Genomic DNA, 20,376 nt, shown 5'->3' on the forward strand with positions numbered 1-20,376 from the left:
AACCGCGTGGTGGCCCGAGGCCTGCCCCACCGGCGCCTTTTTGGCGGTTTCCGGGGCGACTGGTAAGGTACTTGCTTGCGTTGTGTTCCGGCAGTGGGACGCGCGCCAGCCAGATCCCTAACGTCCGAGAGTACAGAGGCCTGCCCCGTGGCAAACATCAAGTCCCAGCAGAAGCGCATCAAGACGAACGAGAAGGCTCGTCAGCGCAACAAGGCGGTCAAGTCCGCCCTGCGCACCTACACCCGTCGCTTCGCCGAGGCTGTCGAGGCCGGCGAGACCGAGAAGGCCCAGCAGGCCGCTCGTGTCGCCCTCCGCCAGCTGGACAAGGCCGTGACCAAGGGTGTCATTCACAAGAACCAGGCGGCGAACCGCAAGTCGTCGATCGCCAAGAAGGCCGCTTCGCTGGCCTGATCCGCCGCCCTTCCTGGTCCGAGGCCGTCGTTCCCGGACCGGTAACCGCCGGTTCTCCTCGGCGAGCCGGTTTCCGGCCGGACGGTGGACAGCTCGACCAGAGCGGCGTGGGCACCGCAGCGTCCCGATCCTCGGAGGTCGGGGCGCTGTTCGTCATCCTCCGAGTTCGTCGTCCTCCGGGATGTCCCCCATTGCCCCCGGTTGGCAGACTGGAGGCCATGAGTATGTCCGGTGGTCAGCGACCCGTCCCTCGTACCACGACGACCGTCGTCCGGCGACCCGTCACTGCGGGGGCGGCGACCAGGTTCATGGTCGGCTGGGTGGCGTTGTTGTGGCTGCTGGAGGCGGTCGACATGGTCAGCGGCAACTTCCTGGACAACTTCGCCATCCACGCCCGGGACCCGCAGGGTCTGCTGTTCATCTTCACTGCTCCGCTGCTGCACTTCGGCTGGCAGCACCTGATCTCCAACACCGTCCCGTTCTTCGTCCTCGGCTGGCTGGTCTACCTCTCCGGCCGGGTCCAGTGGGTGGTGTCGACCCTGCTCATCGTGATCGTGTCCGGGCTCTTCGCCTGGGCCTTCACTCCTGCCGGGGCGTACGTCGCCGGGGCGAGCGGGCTGATCTTCGGCTGGTTCGCCTACCTGGTGCTCCGCGGCCTGTGGACCCGGGACTGGCGCCAGATCCTTATCGCGGTGGGTCTCGTCGCGGTGTACGGCGGGATGATCTGGGGGGTGCTGCCGACCGACTCCGGGGTCTCCTGGCAGGCGCACCTGGGTGGCGTCGTCGGCGGGGTCCTCGCCGCGGCGGTGATCGGTCGGCGCGCCACGCCCGGTGTCGGTGGGCGATCGGACCGCGAGATCACCGCCCGGCGAGTCGGCTGACCTGCAGCACCATCGTCTCCAGGGCGTACGCCGCATCGTCGGCGGCGCCCTTGACGTCGGCGTCGGCGCGGGCGACGAGCCGGACCGCGCGGGCCAGCCGCCGCTGGTCCCAGCGTTGCAGTTGCTGGCGCATCGTCCGCAGCTTCCACGGGGGCACGCCGATGTCGGCGGCGATCTCGTTGTCGTTGCCGCGGCCGCGGACGCCGCTGAGCAGCCCCAACCCGCGGACCCCCGACGCCATCGCGCTGGTGATGAGCACCGGCGCGGTGCCGGAGGCCAGCGCCCAGCGGAGCTCCTCCAGGGCCCGGGTGGTGCGCCCGGCCAGGGCCGCGTCGGCGATCGAGAATCCTTTGACCTCGGCCCGGCCCTGGAAGAAGCGGCGGACCAGGTCCTCACGGATCAGGCCGTCCTCGGCGTCCTGGGCGAGCTGGTCGACGGCGCCGGCCAGCGAGCGCAGGTCGGTGCCGACCGCGTCGACGAGCTGCTGGGCCACCGGCGGATCGAGCCGGGCGCCCCGGCGCCGGGCCTCGTGCTCGACGAACCCGACCAGTTCCTTCGGCTTGAGCGGCGTCACCGGGAAGTGCGCCACCTTCGCCTTCTTCAACTTGTCGATCAGTCCCTTGCCCTTGTTGCCGCCGCGGTGGACGAGCACCAAGGCGATATCGGGGGACGGCCGGGCGGCGGCTGCCAGCAGTGCCTGGGCCAACGATTCCGAGGCGTCGGCCAGGTCGTCCACCACGACGGCGGACCGGGCCGCGAACAGTGACCCGGAAGTCATCTGGGTCAGGTCACCGCCGCCGAGGCCGGTGGCGCTGGTGCGGGCCACCTCCACGCCCGGATCCTCCGCCCGGCAGGCGGCGAGGACCTGCTCGACCGTACGATCCGCGAGCAGTTCCTCCGGGCCCTGGACCAGCACGACCTTGCCGTACGGGGAGCCCAGGTCGTCGACGTGCAGTTGTCTGGTGGTGGCCACCCGTCCACTATCCCAGCCTGCACCGACAGTCGCACCCCGGCGGGACTTCAGTGCCGGCGGGACTTCAGTGGACGGGGACCGCGCGGCACCGATCGTCGTGGCAGCTGACCGCGATGTGGCCGCCCTGGTCGGTGCGGACGATCCCCATGCCCAGACCGGTGAGGGTGTCCAGGGTCTGGCGGTGCGGATGGCCGTAGGAGTTGTCCCGGCCGACACTCACCAGGGCGAGCCGGGCCCCGGTGGCCCGGAGGAACTCCCGCGACTGGTCGCGGGAGCCGTGGTGCGGGACGACGAGGACGGTGGCCCGCACGTCAACGCCCGACCACAGCAGCCGGTCCTGGCCGGCGGCCTGCAGGTCGCCGGGGAGCAGCACGCTCAGCCCGCCGATGCTGGCCCGCCCGACCAGGCTGCCGTCGTTCTCGTCGGCCGGATCGGCCGGCGGCGGCCGCCCGGGCGGTGGGGCGAGGGACTCCCACGTCACCGTGCCGACCCGGACGACGTCGCCGGCCGAAGACGCCAGGTGCGGGACCGTCCCGGTGCGCGGGTACTGTCCGGGGGCCGTGACCACGGCGGTCACCGGCAGCTGGGCAAGGACCTGCGGCAGCGCGCCGGCGTGGTCGGCGTGCAGGTGGCTGAGCACCAACAGGGAGAGCCGCTGCACACCGAGTTGGCGCAGACAGCCAAGGACGGCCGGCCCGTCGCCCCCGGTGTCGACGAGAACCGCCTCGCCGGGGCCGGAGGCCAGGACGATGGCATTGCCCTGGCCGACATCGCAGACCGCCAGGGACCAATCGGGCGGCGGCCAGCCCGGCCGCGCCGGACCACGCAGCACGACGACGAGCAGCAGCACCGACAACAGCACCGCTGCCCACCAGCGGGACAGACAGACCGGGGCCGCGATCACCGCTACGGCACTGGCGGCCCCGAGCAGCAGCACTCCCACCATCCCCGGCGGCCACCACAGCGTCGCGCCCGGGGCCCCCGCGGCGGTGGCCGCGACCGCCGCGATGGCCCGTGCCGCCAGCGCCGCCGGCCAGGCGACGACGGTCGCCGCCTGGGGCCAGACCACCCCCAGTCCGGCCGCGGCGAACCCGGCCACCGTGGCCGGCCCCACGAGTGGCCCGACCGCCATGTTGGCCAGCAGCCCGACCGCACTCACCGACCCCGACAACGGGACAGCGAAGGGGCCGGTGGCCAGTTGGGCGGCGAGCGGGACGCACACCGCCTCGGCCAGCCAGCGGGGCGCCCACCGGGCCATCCGGTCGGCCCACGGCGTCGCCCAGAGCACGATCCCCGCGGTGGCGGCGCTCGACAGCACAAAGCCGGCGGACCGGGACAGCCACGGGTCCACCACCAGCAGGCCGAGGACCGCCACTGACAGGGACCGGAGGCCGCGGCGAGGTCCGTCCGCGGCGCCGGCCATCAGCGCGGAGAGGGCGACGGTGCCCATCGCGGCAGCCCGGAGCACGCTCGGCTCGGTCCGGCACAACGCGATGAACACCACCACACCGGCCGCGGTGACGCCGTGGAGCAGGCGGCCGCGCAGGCCGAGGAGTTTCGCGCCGGTGAGCAGGAAGGCGAGCAGAAGGGTGAGGTTGCTGCCCGACACCGCCATGACGTGCAGCAGGCCCGCATCCCGGAACTCGGTCTCCATCGTCTCGTCGACCAGTCCGGTGTCGCCGACCACCAGGGCCGGCACCAGCGCCCGGGCGCGCGGATCGCGGTCCGCGACGGCCGCTCGCAGCCCATCATGGACCCGGCGGACGGCCCGCTGGTCCCAGGAGGGAGTCGCCAGCAGGGTCGGTGGCCCGCTCGCCCGGACCATCGCCGCCAGGTCTGATCCCGGCGCAGGGACGGTCAGGCTGCCCCGGACCGCCAGGGTGCTGCCGGCGACCGCGTCCTGCCACCCCGACGCCTGATCGGCCGGGATGGTCACCAGGACCGGTGCCCGGACCCGCAGGGCACCCTCGTGGGTGTGGACGGTGACGACACGGGCCCGCACCCAGGTCCGTCCGGCCCGGCCGTCGGCCCCGTCGGGCTGAGCGGGCGCGGCCACCCGAACCGGGTCGTGCAGCAGGACGAGCTGCAGGTCAGCGCTGGCGTGGGTCGTGGCGAGCGTACGGACCGGACCGGTGCCGACCGCAAGACCATGCAGGCCGCCCACCAGGAGGCAGCCCAGCAGGGCCGCCGCGGCAGGCACCCGAGCCCAGCGTCGGGTGGCCCGGGCCAGGGCCAGCAGGACCACTGCGGCGAGCACCCCGGCCAATTGCCAGCCGAGCTGCCCGGAGGTGCCGACCCAGCCGCCGGCCCACCCGGCCAGAGCGGTCGGGACCAGCCGCAGATCGGTGCCGGCGGGAACGACACCGGCCGGGGCCGAGTCGGCCGCAGTATCGGGGTCAGACGCCGGCGCGCGGCGCGATGTCGGCATAGGTCTTCGGCCCGATCCCCTGGACGTCCTGCAGCTGCTCGACGGTGCGGAATCCACCGTTCTGCTCCCGCCACGCGATGATCTTCTTGGCGGTGGCCGGGCCCACTCCGGGCAGTTCCTCCAGCTGCTGGGCGGAGGCCGTGTTCAGGTTGATCTTTCCGGCCGCGGGGGTCGCTCCGTCGCCGGGGCCGGAGCCGCCCGTGCCGGTGTTCGATGTCCCGGCCGCGGACACCGGCGCCGGCCCCCGGATCTCCCCGCCGGGTTTTCCGGTGGAGCCGACGACCACCTGCTGGCCGTCCTGCAACGGCTGGGCGAGATTGAGGTCGCCGGGGTTGGCCCGCGAGGTCAACCCGCCCGCGGCGGTGATGGCGTCGTCGACCCGCGCGCCCGGCGGCAGGGCGACCAGCCCGGGACGGTGTACCTCCCCGATGACATGGGCCGCGATGGAGAGCGTGGCGGAGGGGCGGGCCGAGGCCGCGGAGGCGCCGGCCTCCGGTGTCCGTGCGGCGGGCAGACCGAGGCCGGCTGAGGCGGTCGCGGCAGCGGCGTCGGCCGGCACGGCGATCGGCCGGGAGCGCAGCAGGGTAAACCCGGCGAGCAGGACCCCGACCAGGAGGATCGCGCTGATGACCAGCACGCTCTCCCTGCGCCACGCGATGGCGGGGCCGCGAGGCTCCACCGGGGCGGGCTCGGGTTCCGGTGGAGCTGTGTCCTCCCACGCGGCGTCGGGGGAGGCGTCCAGCAGGCCCGCCAGACGGCGCCGGGTCGCCTCGGCGGACGGTTCGGGAAGTCGTCGGCTCATGCCCGAGTGTGGTGCCGGGCGGCCGGTCGCGGACCCCGGGAGCCGGCGCTGTGGACAGTCCTCGCGACAGCATCGGATCCTGTGGACGACCAAGACGGGAGCCGGGCGCCGGCACGAGGTCAGGCCGGCCCGGATCCTTCGTCGGGGATGCCTTCCGGCGACGGTGCGCCGGCCACCAGGGTCGGCTGTGCGAAGGTCGGCTGCGGGAGGGCGGTGATCCGGCAGGCACCAGGCTCGCTGAACGGGAAGACGGTCACCTCGGACGGTTCCCCCAGTCCCTCGAGCATGGTGGCCACGACGCCTCGGTGGACGTTGCAGACGACCTCGGGGTGCCGGCGAGCGGCCGCCAGCAGCGGACAGCGGTGCAGGTGCCACTCCCCCGACGCCGTACGCTCGGGCGCGAATCCGACCTCGGCGAGCTGGCGGTCCACCGCCTCCTGCGGGGTCGAGTCCTCGGGCACTCCCTCCAGCAGCTTGCGGCCCCAGCGCTGTCCGGCGCGGAAGGCCGCCTGCTGCGGGTTGTCGACCGATTCGAGCACCTGCTCGACCAGGACATCGGCCAGGGCGGCGTACTGACGCCCGATCGGCCACATCGGGCTTCCCGGCAGCGAGCGGTAGAGCGTCGCCGGCCGGCCGCGGCCGCGGGGCTTCTCGGTGGTCGCCACCGCGAGGTTGTCGGCGACCAGGCCCTCCAGGTGCTCGCGAGTGGTGTTGACGTGCTGGCCGAGCGCCCTGGCGATCTGCTGGGCGCGCAGCGGCTGCCCGTCCGCCTCGGCCAGCTGGGCGAGGACCGCCGCGCGGGCGCTCGACAGCGGCGTCGCGACCGCGGCGGGCAACGGGCCCATGGCGACCGCGGCGCTGTCGCCGGCGGCCGCTCCGGAATTTGTCACAAGATCATCGTACAAAACATGTCCAGCCCTGCTCGGCCCTTGGTAGGCACGTGTCCGCGGCTGTCCGCGGCCCCGCAGCGGGTCAGGCCGGGACGATGCTCACCAGCTTCGGGGCCCGGACGATGACCTTGCGGATCCCCCGGCCGTCCAGGGACCGTCGGACGGCGGGGTCGGCCAGGGCGAGCGCCTCCAGCTCGCTGTCGGAGATGGTCGGTGCCACCAGCAGCTTGGCGCGGACCTTGCCCTGGATCTGGACGACGCAGGTGACGGTGTCGACCACCAGCAGCGCCGGATCGGCGGTGGGCCAGGTCGCGTCGGCCACGGACGGGGCGCCACCCAGGGCCTCCCACATCTCTTCGGCGACGTACGGGGCGATCGTGCTCAGCGCCACGGTGACGAACTCGACGGCCTCGCGGACCGCCGGGTCGGCCGGGCCGGCGGCGCCGTCGACGGCCTTGCGGGCGGCGTTGACCAGCTCCATGATCCGGGCGACGACGACGTTGAACCGCTGGTCGTCGAGCAGCTGGGTGACATCGTGAACGGTCCGGTGGGTGACGTGGCGCAGCGCGCTGTCGCCGCCGGCCGGGTCGGTGCCGGGCGCCGAGGTCACCTCGGTGGCGAGCCGGTAGGCGCGCTGGAGGAACTTCAGCGAGCTCGCCGGGGACATGTCGGCCCAGTCGATGTCCTCGTCCGGCGGGCCGGCGAAGACCACGGTGAGTCGGATGGCGTCCACGCCGAACCGGTCGATCTGCTCGCCGAGGTCGACACCGTTGCCGAGGGACTTCGACATCGCCTTGCCCTCGTTGATCACCTGACCCTGGTTGAGCAGCCGGCGGAACGGCTCGGTGAAGGTGACCAGCCCCATGTCGTGCAGCACCTTGGTGAAGAAGCGTGAGTAGAGCAGGTGCAGGGTCGCGTGCTCCACCCCGCCGACGTACTGGTCGACGGGCATCCAGCGGGCGACGTCGGCGGTGTCGAACGGCCCGTCGGCAAAGCCCGGGGAGCAGTAGCGGAAGAAGTACCACGAGGAGTCGACGAAGGTGTCCATCGTGTCGGTGTCCCGCTCGGCGGGGCCACCACACGACGGGCAGACGACCTCGCGCCAGGCAGTCGCGGCGGGCCCGGCCAGTGGAGAGGTGCCCTTCGGGGCGAGGTCCTCGCCGCGCAGGTCCGGCAGCTCGACGGGCAGCTGGTCGTCCGGCACGGCGACGTCACCGCACGCCGGGCAGTGCACGATCGGGATCGGGGCTCCCCAGAACCGCTGTCGACTGAGCAGCCAGTCGCGCAGCCGGTAGGTGATCGCCCGCCGGCCGCGGCCGGTGGCCTCGAGGCGGTCGATCATCGTCGCGACGCCGGAGGCCTTGTCGGCCAGGCCGTCCAGATCGCCGGAGTTGACGTACGTCCCGTCGCCGGCGGTGGCGACGCCGGTCTCGGCCGGGTCGGGCTGGCCGGTGTCGACGACCATCCGGACCGGGACACCGAAGGTGCGGGCGAAGTCGAGGTCGCGTTGGTCGTGGGCGGGCACCGCCATCACCGCACCGGTGCCGTAGTCGGCCAGCACGTAGTCGGCCGCGTAGACCGGCAGCTTCTCGTCGTTGACCGGGTTGGTGGCGTAGCGGCCGAGGAAGACACCGGTCTTGGGACGTTCGGTGGACTGTCGTTCGATGTCGGAGACCCGCTTGGTCGCCTCGAGGTAGTCATCGAAGGCGGCGCGCTGCGCGGGGGCGCAGATCTGGTCGGCCAGCTCGGACTCGGGGGCGACGACGAAGAAGGTCGCGCCGAACAGCGTGTCGGGCCGGGTGGTGAAGACGGTCACCGGCCCTTCGTGGCCCTCGACGGTGAAGTCGACGTAGGCACCCTCCGAGCGGCCGATCCAATTGCGCTGCATCGCCAGTACCCGGTCGGGCCAGTGGCCCTCCAGCTGGGCCATGTCGTCCAGCAGCCGCTGGGCGTAGTCGGTGATCTTGAAATACCACTGGTTGAGCTTGCGCTTGGTGACGGCGGCGCCGCAGCGTTCACAGTGACCCTGCACGACCTGCTCGTTGGCCAGCACGGTCTGGTCGTTGGGGCACCAGTTGACCATCGAGTCCTTGCGGTAAGCCAGGCCGCGCTCGAAGAAGCGCAGGAACAGCCACTGGGTCCACCGGTAGTACTCGGCGTCGGAGGTGTGCAGGCGCCGGCTCCAGTCGAGGCTCAGGCCGTAGCGTTTGAAGGAACGGGCCTGGGTCTCGATGTTGCGATAGGTCCACTCGGCCGGATGGGCGTTGCGCTTGATCGCGGCGTTCTCCGCCGGCAGGCCGAACGAGTCCCAGCCGATCGGGTGCATCACGTCGTAGCCGCGCAGCTTCCAGTACCGGGCGACGACGTCGCCCATCACGAAGGCCTCGGCGTGCCCCATGTGGAGGTCTCCCGACGGGTAGGGGAACATGTCGAGGACGTAGCGTCGCTCCCGGGTGCCGTCGTCGAGGGGCACGAAGGTCCCGTCCTGCTCCCAGAACGCCTGCCAGCGCTCCTGAGCGGCTACCGCGTCATACGTCGTCATGTCCTCAGGCACCCGGTGATTCTAGCCCACGGCCTGCCCCTCACCCCGCCCTCGGTCAGCGGCTGAGGCGGGCCCCAGGGGGCCGAACCGGGCCAGACTCTGCCCTCGCATCCGATGCCACTCGTCGGGATGGAGGCCGTGCTCCACGACGTTGCGCAGCAGGGCGACCAGACCGTGTTCCGGGAAGACCTTCTCGGCCTCCTCGAGGCAGATGCAGACCAACGCACCGTCCCCCCGCGCCCAGGCGGCGACCCCGGTCAGTCCCAGCGGCGCCGCAGCCGCCAGGCCACTGCTCCGGCGAGCCGCGGCCGCCCACACCCGCGACCACAGACCGGCGGTCCGTCGCTCGATCCGCAGGGTCGCGACATCACGAGCCTCCGGGCGGCCGGCGAGCGCCACCAGTCGGCCCAGCTCGTCCGAATCCGGATCGGCCCCGGTGGTCTCGATCCTGGTCAGCATCCGGTCCATCTCCTCGGCTGCCTCCCGACCCTCCAGCCGGCGGACCCCGGGCAGCGCCCGGACCAGCGCGTCGTGGAAGTCGTCCGCCTCGTCCTCGTCGGCGGGCAGGACCATCGAGCGCAGGTCCTCCCGGTCGGACCAGGCGGGCAGACCGTGCACCACGGCCTCTGCGGCCGCGGGGTCGGACAGGACGTCGGCATAGTCGAACCCACCGGGAGGGCAGCAGGACGCGTCGCCACAGGTCACCGAGCGGTACCGGCCGGAGGCGACGTGGATCGCGTCCAGCACCTCCGGCCCGGCCGGATCGACGAGCGCGGTGGTCTCCAGTCCGAGGGACAGACCGGCCAGGGCCTCGGCTACGTCCGGGGCCGGCTCGTCGGTGTAAGCGATCAGCAGCACCCCGGTGGCGCCCAGCCGGTCCAGCTGGTGGCGCAGGAACGCCTCGACCCCGCCCGGATCGGCACTCAGGTCGTCGCTGTCCAGCCGCAGCGTCACCACCACCGTGCGGTCGTCGAAGAGCACCGCCACGAGGGAGTCGCGCGGGTGGAAGCCGAGCAGGTAGGGGACGGTCGCCAGCATGCCCTGCAGGCCGTGGGGCCGCAGCACGACGAGGTCGTTCTCGGTCGGGGAGGCGGTGCGCGGGTCGATGCCCGGATCGGTGTGGGGATCCATGCCCGGAGGGTGGGCCGCCCGGCACCGCCGGTGGCCGAGGACGGGCCCGTTGTGGACAACGCCGGCTGCCCGCGGGCAGCTGTGGACGCCTAAACTTGAACGGTGGGCATTCGCGACGGATCGACCTCCCGCGTCCGTACCTACCTGACCGGCGCCGTGCTGATCGCACTGGTGATCGCCGCCGCCGCGATCGGCGACCGGCTCGACGGGGCCTCCTCCCCTGCCCCGGCCACCGGGATCAGCAGCGACCCCAGCACCGGCCCGGCGGTCGGCCGACCGACCAGCGGGCCGGCCGTACGGTCCACCGCCCCGTTCGGTTCCTCCCCCGTTCCCACCGGGCTGCCGACGTCCGGGCAGTGGATCGACTACCAGTCCTCGGAGGGGACCGGACGCCTGACGGTCACCGGTCACCGGCGCCGCAGCGGTCTGACCGAGCTCGACGTCGTCCTGACCGCCACCAGCGGCTACCAGTCCTACATCCTGCTGGCGTACGACGACGCCGGCTATCGCTACCTGCCCGAGCCCGATCAGCCGGGTCGACAGGTGATGACGTCGGGGGTGATCGCCGCCGGCGAGACGCTGCGCGGCAGCATCGCCTTCGACGCGCCGACCGGACCGCTCACCCTGGTGCTGCGCAACGACCGCAACGAAGCCGTTGCCGCACTGCGGATCGGGTGACACCGTCCGGCGCCGGCCGGATCAGTGGGCGTCGTCGGTGCCGGCACGGCCGGAGCCATCCGCGCCGGAGGCGGAGCGGCGGCGTACGCCCCGCCGGAGCAGGGCCCGACGCACCAGCCAGCCGGTGAGCGCCACCAGCGCCAGGACCAGCACGGCGTAGACAACGATGGAGAACCGGTCCATCCAGTCCGACACGGCATGCCAGTTGTCGCCGAGCAGGTAGCCGGCGACAACGAGGGCTGTGTTCCAGATCACACTGCCGAGTGCGGTGAACGCGGCGAACTTCGCCAGCGGCATCCGGTCGATGCCCGCCGGGATCGAGATCAGGGAGCGTACGCCCGGGACGAGCCGACCGATCAGCACGGCGACCGTCCCGTAGCGGGTGAACCAGTCGATCGACGCGTCGACGTCACGGGCGTCGACCAGCGGCATCTTCTCGGCGATCCAGCGCAGCCGCTCCGCCCCGATGACCGCGCCGAGCCCGTACAGCAGGAACGCCCCGGTGAGCGACCCGGCGGTCGCCCACAGGATCGCCTCCACCGGGCCGTACGGCGCGTCGGGGCCGGCGGCGGTGAAACCGGCCAACGGCAGGATCACCTCGCTGGGGATCGGTGGGAACACGTTCTCCAGCAGGATGGCCAGGAAGACACCCGGCCCGCCGATCGCCTGCATGAGTCCGGTGACCCAGTCGACGATCGTGGTGATCCAGCCCATGACGCGATGACCTCCGTGTGCTCGGTCCGATGAAGGGGGCCGGGCGGCCCGGGGGAAAGGCTGTCAGTAGACGACGACGCGGGTCGAGCCGACCTCGACCTGGTCGAAGATGGCGGCCAGCGCCGCCTTGTCGCGGACGTTGACGCAGCCGTGAGAGTTGCCGGCGTAGCCGCGGGCCGCGAAGTCCGAGGAGAAGTGCACGGCCTGGCCGCCGGAGAAGAACATTGCGTACGGCATGTCGGAGCCGTAGAGGTTGGAGGTCCACTGGGCCTCCTTGCGGAACACCAGGAAGTTGCCCTCCCGGGTGCGGCGCTCCGGATCGTCCTCCTTGCCGAACCGGACGTCGAGGGTGGTGACGATCCGGCCGTCCTTCATGAAATAGAGCTTCTTGGCCGACTTCGACACGCACATCACCGTGCCGTAGCCGCAGCGCGGATCGGTGTTGGCCGCGGTCGTGACCCTGTTGCCAGCTGCTTTCTTGTCCGCCGCGGCCTTCTTCGCCGCCGCGGCAGCGTTGGCGGCGGCGTCCATGGTCGCCTCCCCCGAGGGGGTTGGCTTCGGGGTGGCCCTGAACGCGGCCGCGGGCAGCGCGGCGGCCGTGCGGGCTGCGGTCGGGGTGGCGCTGGGGGTGGGGGTGGGGGTGGCGTCGGTCCGGACGACCGGTTCCTCGGTCGCGAGCGGTGCCGGGACGGCGGCGGTGACCTTCGGCGCGCAGCCGGCGACCGCCAGGGTCAGTACGGCCGCGATCCCCGCGAGCCCAGCAGAACGGACGTACCTCATGAATCTCCCCACCCGAGACGGACTGTCCGCCGCCCAGCATAGGGGGATCGGCGTCTAGCACCGAATGCAGGTCCAAGCAAGAGCCGCGGTCGGGCTCTTCAGCGATCCCACAGGGTCCGATAACGACCGGCCCCGGCGCGGCGCCGGAGCGGCTCAGACATCGACCCTGATCCCGAGGCGTTCGGCCAGCAGCGGCGCCAGCTGGTGGAGCTGCGCGGTGGACACGGTGATCCCCCGCAGGTCCTCCCAGCCGACCAACCCGCCGAGCTCGGCCCCGCGCAGATCGAGGTCACGCAGGGTGGAGCCGCTGAGGTCCAGCCGGCCGATCCGGGTGCCGCCGAAGGCCACCCGGGTGACACCGGCCCGGACCAGGTCGAGGTCCTCGACCGCACAGTCGACAAGCTCGACGTCGGTGAGCTCGGTGCCGCGCAGGTTGAGGAAACCGAGCTTGCAGCCGGTGAACCGCACCGAACGCACCCGGCCGTCGGTCAGTTCCGCCGAGCCGATCCGGCTGCGCCGCAGGTCGACGTCGCGCCAGTCGGGACGCCGCGCCTCCAGGGTGGTGATGTCGAGCCGGTCGCCGACCACCTCCACCACCGCCGAGCCGGTCAGCGCCCAGCGGCCGACGGTCAGTCCCTCGAGTCGGCACCCGTCCAGATCGCGGCCGCCGAGGTCGAGCGCGTCGACGGTGAGGTCGGCGTACGCACGCCCCGTCAGGTCGCCCCGTCCCGTGGCCAGCTCGGAGGCCTCCCCGGGCACCAGCTCGCCGGGATCGACCGGGTCGATCATCGGGGCGGCGGTGGATCGCGGGCGGCGTCGGGTGCTCACGGCGCGAGCCTACTGTCGGGCACCGACAGCGTCCCGCCCGCGCCGGCGACGAGACCGGCCAGCAGGTCCAGGGCCCGGGCCAGGTCGGTGGCGTCGACCCCGCCGTAGTCGACGATGATCCCGGTCCGGTGCGCGGTGCCGGCCCAGCCCTGGGCGAGGTCGCCGACCCGTACGCCCCGCTCCCGGCAGGCCGCGGCGACGGCCGCGGCGGCCGACCTGTCCATCGGCAGGACGAGCAGTCGGCCGCCGTCGATCGCGCCGGGCAGCGACGGCAGGTGTTCCGCGACGACGGCCCGGGCCTCGGTGAGGCGGCGGCGGTTGCGGTGGATCCGGCGTCGCAGCCCCCCGTCCGCCAGGTAGCTGGCGACCGCCCGCTGGGTCACCGCGGCGACCGGGCTGCCGAGATCGGCACGGGTGGCGACCACGACCTCGACCAGTTCGGGTGGCAGCAGCAGGTAGCCGGTGCCGATGTCGTGCGACAGCACCGAGGAGAAGGTGCCGAGTTGCACCACCGGTGCCTCTCCACCGAGCCCGAAGAGGGTGGGCAGCGGCGGGCCGAGGTAGCGCGATTCGCTGTCGTAGTCGTCCTCCAGGATCAGCGTGCCGGTGCGGACCGCCCAGGACAGCACCCGGCCGCGGGTCGCGGCGGCCATCGAGCGGCCGTCGGGGTACTGGTAGTTCGGCGTGACGATCGCCAGGTCGCAGCCGGCAGTGTCATCGGTCAACCGGTCGGCGGCGAAGGGCACGGTCGTCACCGGTTGGCGGGCCAGGAACCGGCGCAGCCCGGTGAACCCGGGGTCCTCCACGGCCACCCGGATCCGGCGGTCCCGGTCCGGGAACAGCGCCGCGAGCAGCAGGCCGAGGCCCTCACGGGCACCTGCCGTCACGACGACCTGGTCGGCAGCCACCGCCATGCCCCGCATCAGCCGCAGGTGTTCGGCAATGGCGCGCCGCAGCTCGCCGACTCCGGCGGGATCCGGCCGACCCGGCCGGCTGGGCGGTGAGCTGGCCCGCCGCCACGCCGACCGCCAGGCAGCGTCGCCGAGGGGTGAGGTGGCTTCATGACCCGGGCCGAGGTCGAGGAGGTCCGCGGCCGGAGCGGACACGACGCCGGAGCCGATCACCGGCCCGGAGCGGGTCGCCCCGCCGGAGCCGACCGCGGTACCGGAGCCGACCGCGGTACCGGAGCCGACCGCGGTACCGGAGCCGACCGCGGTACCGGTCACCGCACCGGAGGAGGTGCCGGCGCCGGAGCGGGTGCCCATCGCCGCGCCGATCGGTGTCGCGGCCACCCCGGGCGCGACCACCGTGCCGGCCCGCGGGCGAGTGGCCAGGTAGCCCTCCGCGCCGAGCTGTTCGTACGCCGCCTCGACCGTGCCACGGGCGACCCCGAGCCGGGCGGCCAGGGCCCGGGTGGACGGTACGGCGGTGCCCGGCGCCAGCACCCCCGCAGCGACCGCGGAGCGTACGGCTGCGGCGAGCTGCACCGGCAGCGAGGCACCCCCGTCGCGGTCCAGGACCACCGGGAAATCCGCTGCGTCTCGCCTCATGGATCCACCCTAGCCACAACTGGCCTACTGATCTATCACGGAAGTGGCTCTGGCATGGGCCAGTTGGGAACGTCAGGATGGCGGAGGTGCATCCACCGCACCGTCATCGCTCAACCAGCGCATCAGTCGACCACGAGGACCCAGACCTATGACCGCAACCGCCACTCCCACCACCGCCGACCGCGTGACGGTCAACACCGGACTTGCCCGGATGCTCAAGGGCGGCGTCATCATGGACGTCGTCACTCCCGAGCAGGCGAAGATCGCCGAGGAGGCCGGTGCCGTCGCGGTGATGGCACTGGAGCGCGTCCCCGCCGATATCCGCGCCCAGGGCGGCGTGGCCCGGATGAGCGACCCGGACCTGATCGAGGGCATCATCGCGGCGGTGTCGATCCCGGTGATGGCGAAGGCACGGATCGGCCACTTCGTCGAGGCCCAAGTGCTGCAGGCGCTCAAGGTCGACTACATCGACGAGTCCGAGGTGCTCTCCCCCGCCGACTACGTCAACCACATCGACAAGACGCGGTTCGACGTGCCGTTCGTCTGCGGCGCGACCAACCTCGGCGAGGCGCTGCGGCGGATCACCGAGGGGGCTTCGATGATCCGGTCGAAGGGTGAGGCCGGCACCGGTGACGTGTCCGAGGCGATGAAGCACCTGCGCACCATCAAGGGCGAGATCCGCGGGCTGGCCGCGAAGTCCGACGACGAGCTCTACGTCGCGGCCAAGGAACTGCAGGCACCGTACGAGCTGGTCCGTCAGGTCGCCCGCGAGAAGCACCTGCCGGTGGTGCTGTTCGTCGCCGGCGGGATCGCCACCCCGGCCGACGCCGCGATGATGATGCAGCTCGGCGCCGACGGCGTCTTCGTCGGCTCGGGCATCTTCAAGTCCGGCAACCCGGCCAAGCGGGCCGCGGCGATCGTCCGGGCGACCACTCACTTCTCCGACCCCCAGGTGATCGCCGATGCGTCCCGCGGGCTCGGTGAGGCGATGGTCGGCATCAACGTCGCCGATGTCCCGGCGCCGCACCGGCTGGCGGAGCGTGGCTGGTGACGACGATCGGTGTCGTCGCACTGCAGGGGGCGGTGAGCGAGCACATCGCGATGCTCACCGCCCTCGGTGCGCAGGCCCGCGAGATCCGCACTCCCGAGCAGTTGCGGAGCGTTGACGGGGTGGTGCTGCCCGGCGGCGAGAGCACCGCGATGGCCCGCGCCGCGGCGAAGGTCGGGCTCTTCGAGGAACTGGCCGTACGCCGGGCCGCGGGGCTGCCGGTCTTCGGCACCTGCGCCGGGCTGATCCTGCTCGCCGAGCGGGTGAAGGACGGGCAGGCGCTGACCGGCTTCGCCACGGTCGGCGGACTGGACATCACCGCGCGCCGCAACGCCTTCGGCGGCCAGCTCGCCTCGTTCACCGCGGACCTGCGGGTCGCCGGGCTGGCGGGACCGGACTTCCCGGCGGTGTTCATCCGGGCGCCCCAGGTGGTCGAGATCGGCCCGGACGTCGAGGTGCTGGCCCGGACCGGCGTCGACGGGCCGGTGGTGGCCGTCCGCCAGGGCCCGCTGCTGGCGACGTCGTTCCACCCGGAGCTGACGGCGGACGACCGGCTGCATCGGTATTTCCTGGAGATGGTCGAGGCGGCGTAGTCACCGCGCTGTGACTCCCGTGCCTTACCGGGGGCGTTCGCGGCGGGTTGCCGTGTCAGCGCATCGGTGGCTGCGTCTCACCGCTCGCCTGCGCCGGCGCGGACGCGGCGGCCGGCAGGTCGTCCGGGTACACGATGGCGATCTCGGTGATCGTCTGCGGGAAGTCTCTGCGGTTGTTGGTGAGGAACCGGTCCGCACCCGCGGCCACCGCGGTCGCAAGATGCGCGGCATCTGCGGCGCGCAGGCCATGGGTGACCGCCAGCGCGAGAGCGAGGCGCGCCGCCGTCTCGTCGAGTGGATGCAGGTCGAGTCTGCTGAGCAGACTGACCAGCGCCGCTGTCTCGTCGGAGTCCGGATCGTGGCACATCGGCTTTGTCAGCACCTCTGCGAGCAGCAGCACGGAACCGATGCCGACGGTCTCCACGTCGGTGCCGGCGAAGAGTGCGAAGATCCGCGCGCCGAGGGGATGACCATGCACGGCGGCGTAGATCAGCACATCGGCGTCGAACGCCGTCACCCCGCTCAACGCGCGGATCTGTCGGCGCGGACGGCCTCGACGAGTTCCTCCGCGCGCTCAGGACTGATAGCCGGGGGGCGTAGGGGTGCACTGCGGGCGCTCTCGAGCAGGGCACCGATGCGGTCCGCCCGATTCCATGCCTCGGGTGCGCGGCGCGCGGTGAGAACGTCGGGGCGGACGAGCACCGCGACAACACGGCCGTGTCGGGTGATGGCCACTTCCTCGCCCGCCTCGACCCGGTCGAGCTGGGTCGGAAGGGTCTGGCGGGCGACGCTCGCGCTGATGCTGATCGACATACGGCTATCGTACGTTATGTACGAGTGTGTACAAAGTCTGCTGCCGCAGCCGGCGACGGCAGACTGAGGACATCACCGGCACGTCGGCAGGCACACCCTCGGCACGCGAGGATCCGAAGGGCAGGGATGCCATGACCGGGCATCAGTTCGCCGGGAGTGCCGCCGCCAACTGTCGGGCCAACCGCACCTCGTACGCGCCACACCTCGTACGCGTCGGCCGTCCATCCGCAGCGCCGGACCAGCCGGTCGTAGACCTCGGGAGAGTTGAGGGTCCAGACCTGGTCGACCGCGCGCTCCATCGTCAGTCCGGCCGGCAGCCCACCGGACACCCGGACGTACGACGCCATGGCGTGACCGGTGCCGATCCGGCGACCCTGGAATCGGCAGCCTGACCCGGCACGGCGAAGGGCCGCCACCGGCGATACTTCAGTCATGACGGTTCGATCACCCCGGTCGGCCGCCGCCACGGCCGCCTTCCGCACCACTGTCGCCGGAGTCGCCCTCGTCGGGCTGCTCTGCGGCCTGCTCACCGGCTGCACCCCCGGCGCCGCCCCCGGCCCCTCGGGGAGCCCGATCGGCACCGCCTCGTCAGCCGTGACAGCCGGACCGCAGTCGGTGCCGCGCGGCACCCCGGCGACCATCGCCTCCGGGCTGCAGTCGCCCTGGTCGATCGTGTTCCTCGGTCCGACGGCGCTGGTCAGCGAACGGGACACCGGCCGGATCCTCGAGCTGCGCGCCGACGTCCCGGCCCGCGAGGTCGGCACCCTCCGCGATGTGGTCCACGGCGGCGAGGGTGGCCTGCTCGGCCTCACCGTCGATCCCGAGGGACGCCTCTACGCCTACTCGACCGGTCCCCACGGCAACCGGATCCAACGGCTCGCCCTGACCGGTGGGCCGGGATCGTACGCGCTCGGCGCGTCCGAGACCATCCTCGACCGGCTGCCCTCCGGCGACATCCACAACGGCGGCCGGATCGCCTTCGGACCCGACGGCATGCTCTATGCCGGGGTCGGCGACACCGGGCAGAGCGGCCTCTCCCAGGACCCGGCCTCGCTGGGCGGCAAGATCCTGCGGCTGACCCCCGACGGTGCGGTGCCGCCGGACAACCCGTTCCCCGGTTCGCCGGTCTACAGCCTCGGCCACCGCAACGTGCAGGGGCTGGTCTGGGCCGACGACGGGACGATGTTCGCCACCGAGTTCGGCCAGAACACCTGGGACGAGCTCAACATCATCGTCCCCGGCGGCAACTACGGGTGGCCGACGGTCGAGGGCCGGGGCGGGACCGCCCGCGGTTTCCGCGACCCGGTGCAGCAGTGGCGCCCGGACCAGGCCAGCCCCAGCGGCCTGACCCGGGCGGGCGGGACCCTGTACGTCGCCAACCTGCGCGGCCAGGTCCTCCGCGGGATCCCCATCTCCGCTCCGGACACCTCGACCGACTACTACCGCTCCGGGTACGGCCGGCTCCGCGACGTCACCGTCGCCCCCGACGGTCGACTGTGGCTGCTCACCGACAACACCGACGGCCGCGGCACCCCCGGGCCCGATGACGACCGGATCCTGGCGGTCGATCTCGGCGCCTGATCATCGGGTGGCCGCCCCGGAACGGGTTCCGGGGCGCTCCCGTACGCCCGACGGTCACCGGCACCAGCTAGCCCTTGCTCCTCCGGGCGCTCACCACACGCTGGAGGAGGACGAAGATGAGCAGGAACACGCCGATGAGCACCTTGGTCCACCACGAGTCGAGCCCTTCGCGGGCGATGATCACCTGGAGCAGACCGTAGACGAACACGCCCACGACCGACCCGAGCACGAACCCGGAACCGCCGATCAGCAGCGTGCCGCCGATGGCGACCGGCGCGATGGCGTCCAGCTCCATGCCGATGCCGGTGAGGTTGAAGCCGGACTTGGTGTAGAGCGCGAACATGATGCCAGCGATCCCGGCGCAGACGCCGCTGAGCACGTAGACACCGACCCGGGTGAACCCGACCGGGAGACCCATCAGGCCGGCCGCCAGACCGTCGTCCCCGGAGCCGAGGGCGTAGACCGTACGTCCCACCCGGGTGTAGTGCAGGATCAGGAAACCCGCGACGATGACGATCACCGCGATGATCAACGACGCGTTGATCCGGAACACGTCAGAGCCCGTGCCCAGCTTGATGCCCCAGGAGGCCAGTCTCCCGAACCCGGGGTCGGTGATCGACAGCGACTGCACGCTGATGATGTTGCACAGCCCGCGGGCCAGGAACATGACGGCGAGCGACGCGATGAACGGTTGGACGTCGAAGTAGTGGACCATGATCCCGATCAGGGTGCCGCACACCGCCCCGACGAGCAGCGCGATCAGCAGCACGACCGGGAGCGGCACACCGGCGGTGAGCAGCACGGCGATCACGAGCCCCACCAGGGCGACCACGGCACCGACGGACAGGTCGATGCCGCCGGTCAGGATCACGAACGTCATCCCCACCGTGAGCACCAGCAGGTACGAGTTGTCCGCCACCAGATTGGAGAGCAGCCGCAACGAAATGAACCCACGATGAGGCGTCGAGTAGCGGAGCTGTCCGATCAGCAGCATCAGGACCAGTACGACACTGGCGCCCAGGACCGGGAGGAACCGGCGATCGATCCGGGGCAGCCGACGTGGCCGGGCGGCCGAGGAGGCTGCAAGTGGTTCGGTATCGACGCGCGACATCACACGATCACTTTCTCTGCCGGAATCGAATCGGAGCCGGCCTGCCGACGCATGCGCCGTTCCTGCGCCCAGTCGCGGAACCGCGAGGACTGGGCGACGACCACAGCGATCACGACGATCGCCTTGAACAGCGGGGCGGTCTGCGAGGGCAGGTGGAACACGATCACGGCCCGCTCGATGGTGGTGAGGATCACGGCACCGACGAGGGTGCCGCTGAGGTAGAACTTGCCACCGCTCATCCGGGTCCCGCCCAGGACGACGCACATGATGGCGTCCATCTCCTTCATCAGGCCGATGTTGTTCGCATCCGCCGCCATGGTCGGCGCACCGTAGACGATCCCGGCCAGCCCAGCGAGGATCCCGCAGATGATGTAGGTGGACCAGACGAGTGTCCGGGAAGGCACACCGGCGAGCCGGCTGGCCTCCGCGTTGATACCCACCGACTCGAGCAGCATGCCGAACGCGGTCCACCTGGTCAGGACGGTCAGCGCGACGAAGACGACGAGCGCGATGATCACGGGGGGTGGGGATCCCCAGCACGAAACCGGACCCGAGCCATTTGAACGGCGGACTGGTCACCGTGGTGATCTGTGCCTTGGTGATGAGCATGGCGATGCCGCGG

General features: G+C 72.1%; 20 protein-coding genes. 6 read left to right on the forward strand and 14 right to left on the reverse strand.

Annotated elements, in window-relative coordinates:
• Positions 1-147 precede the first annotated feature (147 nt).
• Positions 148-411 carry a 30S ribosomal protein S20 gene (gene rpsT, locus R0145_RS10715; protein ID WP_317836821.1) on the forward strand — a complete coding sequence of 88 codons (264 nt, stop codon included), beginning with the start codon at positions 148-150 and terminating at the stop codon, positions 409-411.
• Positions 412-719: 308 nt separating this feature from the next.
• Positions 720-1,292 carry a rhomboid family intramembrane serine protease gene (locus R0145_RS10720; RefSeq protein ID WP_317840218.1) on the forward strand — a complete coding sequence of 191 codons (573 nt, stop codon included), beginning with the start codon at positions 720-722 and terminating at the stop codon, positions 1,290-1,292.
• Here R0145_RS10720 and holA read toward each other — a convergent pair.
• From holA to R0145_RS10750, 6 genes are all read right to left on the reverse strand, one after another.
• A complete protein-coding gene (gene holA, locus R0145_RS10725; RefSeq protein ID WP_317836823.1) occupies positions 1,270-2,265 on the reverse strand; it encodes a DNA polymerase III subunit delta in 996 nt (331 codons plus the stop codon). The two genes, R0145_RS10720 and holA, sit on opposite strands and share 23 nt — an antisense overlap.
• 64 nt (positions 2,266-2,329) lie before the next feature.
• Positions 2,330-4,693: a ComEC/Rec2 family competence protein gene (locus tag R0145_RS10730; RefSeq protein ID WP_317836825.1), complete on the reverse strand. Its 2,364-nt coding sequence runs from the start codon at positions 4,691-4,693 to the stop codon at positions 2,330-2,332.
• Positions 4,662-5,495 (reverse strand): helix-hairpin-helix domain-containing protein, encoded by an 834-nt coding sequence (locus R0145_RS10735; RefSeq protein WP_317836826.1) that lies wholly within the window; start codon positions 5,493-5,495, stop codon positions 4,662-4,664. Before R0145_RS10735 ends, R0145_RS10730 begins: the two co-directional genes overlap by 32 nt.
• A 119-nt stretch (positions 5,496-5,614) precedes the next feature.
• The gene (locus tag R0145_RS10740; RefSeq protein ID WP_317836827.1) at positions 5,615-6,385 is read right to left on the reverse strand and encodes a transcriptional regulator; all 771 of its coding nucleotides are present in this window, start codon (positions 6,383-6,385) and stop codon (positions 5,615-5,617) included.
• A gap of 82 nt (positions 6,386-6,467) precedes the next feature.
• A complete protein-coding gene (gene leuS / locus R0145_RS10745; RefSeq protein WP_317840219.1) occupies positions 6,468-8,927 on the reverse strand; it encodes a leucine--tRNA ligase in 2,460 nt (819 codons plus the stop codon).
• A gap of 21 nt (positions 8,928-8,948) precedes the next feature.
• Complete coding sequence (locus tag R0145_RS10750; protein WP_317836829.1) at positions 8,949-10,058, reverse strand: DUF4192 domain-containing protein; 1,110 nt, start codon at positions 10,056-10,058, stop codon at positions 8,949-8,951.
• Positions 10,059-10,160: 102 nt separating this feature from the next.
• Between R0145_RS10750 and R0145_RS10755 the strand changes: the two genes are divergently transcribed.
• The gene (locus R0145_RS10755) at positions 10,161-10,736 is read left to right on the forward strand and encodes a hypothetical protein (protein WP_317836830.1); all 576 of its coding nucleotides are present in this window, start codon (positions 10,161-10,163) and stop codon (positions 10,734-10,736) included.
• Between the two features lie 21 nt (positions 10,737-10,757).
• On the opposite strand, the gene R0145_RS10760 is transcribed toward R0145_RS10755, so the two are convergent.
• The 4 genes from R0145_RS10760 to R0145_RS10775 form a co-directional block, all read right to left on the reverse strand.
• On the reverse strand, positions 10,758-11,450 hold the full coding sequence (locus R0145_RS10760) for a DedA family protein (RefSeq protein ID WP_317836831.1): 693 nt from the start codon (positions 11,448-11,450) through the stop codon (positions 10,758-10,760).
• Positions 11,451-11,513: 63 nt separating this feature from the next.
• Positions 11,514-12,230 carry a L,D-transpeptidase gene (locus tag R0145_RS10765; protein ID WP_317836832.1) on the reverse strand — a complete coding sequence of 239 codons (717 nt, stop codon included), beginning with the start codon at positions 12,228-12,230 and terminating at the stop codon, positions 11,514-11,516.
• Positions 12,231-12,383: 153 nt separating this feature from the next.
• Complete coding sequence (locus R0145_RS10770; RefSeq protein ID WP_317836833.1) at positions 12,384-13,058, reverse strand: hypothetical protein; 675 nt, start codon at positions 13,056-13,058, stop codon at positions 12,384-12,386.
• Positions 13,055-14,608, reverse strand: coding sequence for a PLP-dependent aminotransferase family protein (locus tag R0145_RS10775; RefSeq protein ID WP_317836835.1), 1,554 nt, complete (start codon positions 14,606-14,608; stop codon positions 13,055-13,057). The genes R0145_RS10770 and R0145_RS10775 overlap by 4 nt, the downstream gene beginning before the upstream one ends.
• A 148-nt stretch (positions 14,609-14,756) precedes the next feature.
• On the opposite strand from R0145_RS10775, the gene pdxS reads away from it, so the two are divergent.
• The gene (gene pdxS, locus R0145_RS10780; protein WP_317836836.1) at positions 14,757-15,659 is read left to right on the forward strand and encodes a pyridoxal 5'-phosphate synthase lyase subunit PdxS; all 903 of its coding nucleotides are present in this window, start codon (positions 14,757-14,759) and stop codon (positions 15,657-15,659) included.
• Positions 15,656-16,249, forward strand: coding sequence for a pyridoxal 5'-phosphate synthase glutaminase subunit PdxT (pdxT, locus tag R0145_RS10785; RefSeq protein ID WP_317836838.1), 594 nt, complete (start codon positions 15,656-15,658; stop codon positions 16,247-16,249). The genes pdxS and pdxT overlap by 4 nt, the downstream gene beginning before the upstream one ends.
• Before the next feature lie 55 nt (positions 16,250-16,304).
• Here the strand turns inward: pdxT and R0145_RS10790 are convergent, their stop codons facing one another.
• Entirely contained in the window at positions 16,305-16,766 is a 462-nt protein-coding gene (locus R0145_RS10790) for a PIN domain-containing protein (protein WP_317840220.1), read from the reverse strand.
• 5 nt (positions 16,767-16,771) lie between these two features.
• Positions 16,772-17,062 (reverse strand): type II toxin-antitoxin system prevent-host-death family antitoxin, encoded by a 291-nt coding sequence (locus tag R0145_RS10795; RefSeq protein WP_317836840.1) that lies wholly within the window; start codon positions 17,060-17,062, stop codon positions 16,772-16,774.
• Positions 17,063-17,494: 432 nt separating this feature from the next.
• Between R0145_RS10795 and R0145_RS10800 the strand changes: the two genes are divergently transcribed.
• Positions 17,495-18,643, forward strand: coding sequence for a PQQ-dependent sugar dehydrogenase (locus R0145_RS10800; RefSeq protein ID WP_317836842.1), 1,149 nt, complete (start codon positions 17,495-17,497; stop codon positions 18,641-18,643).
• Positions 18,644-18,710: 67 nt separating this feature from the next.
• On the opposite strand, the gene R0145_RS10805 is transcribed toward R0145_RS10800, so the two are convergent.
• Entirely contained in the window at positions 18,711-19,754 is a 1,044-nt protein-coding gene (locus R0145_RS10805) for an ABC transporter permease subunit (protein WP_317836844.1), read from the reverse strand.
• Positions 19,754-20,272, reverse strand: coding sequence for an ABC transporter permease subunit (locus R0145_RS10810; protein WP_317836846.1), 519 nt, complete (start codon positions 20,270-20,272; stop codon positions 19,754-19,756). Before R0145_RS10810 ends, R0145_RS10805 begins: the two co-directional genes overlap by 1 nt.
• Positions 20,273-20,376 lie beyond the last annotated feature (104 nt).

The sequence above is a fragment of the Raineyella sp. W15-4 genome (assembly GCF_033170155.1).
Classification (GTDB): domain Bacteria; phylum Actinomycetota; class Actinomycetes; order Propionibacteriales; family Propionibacteriaceae; genus Raineyella.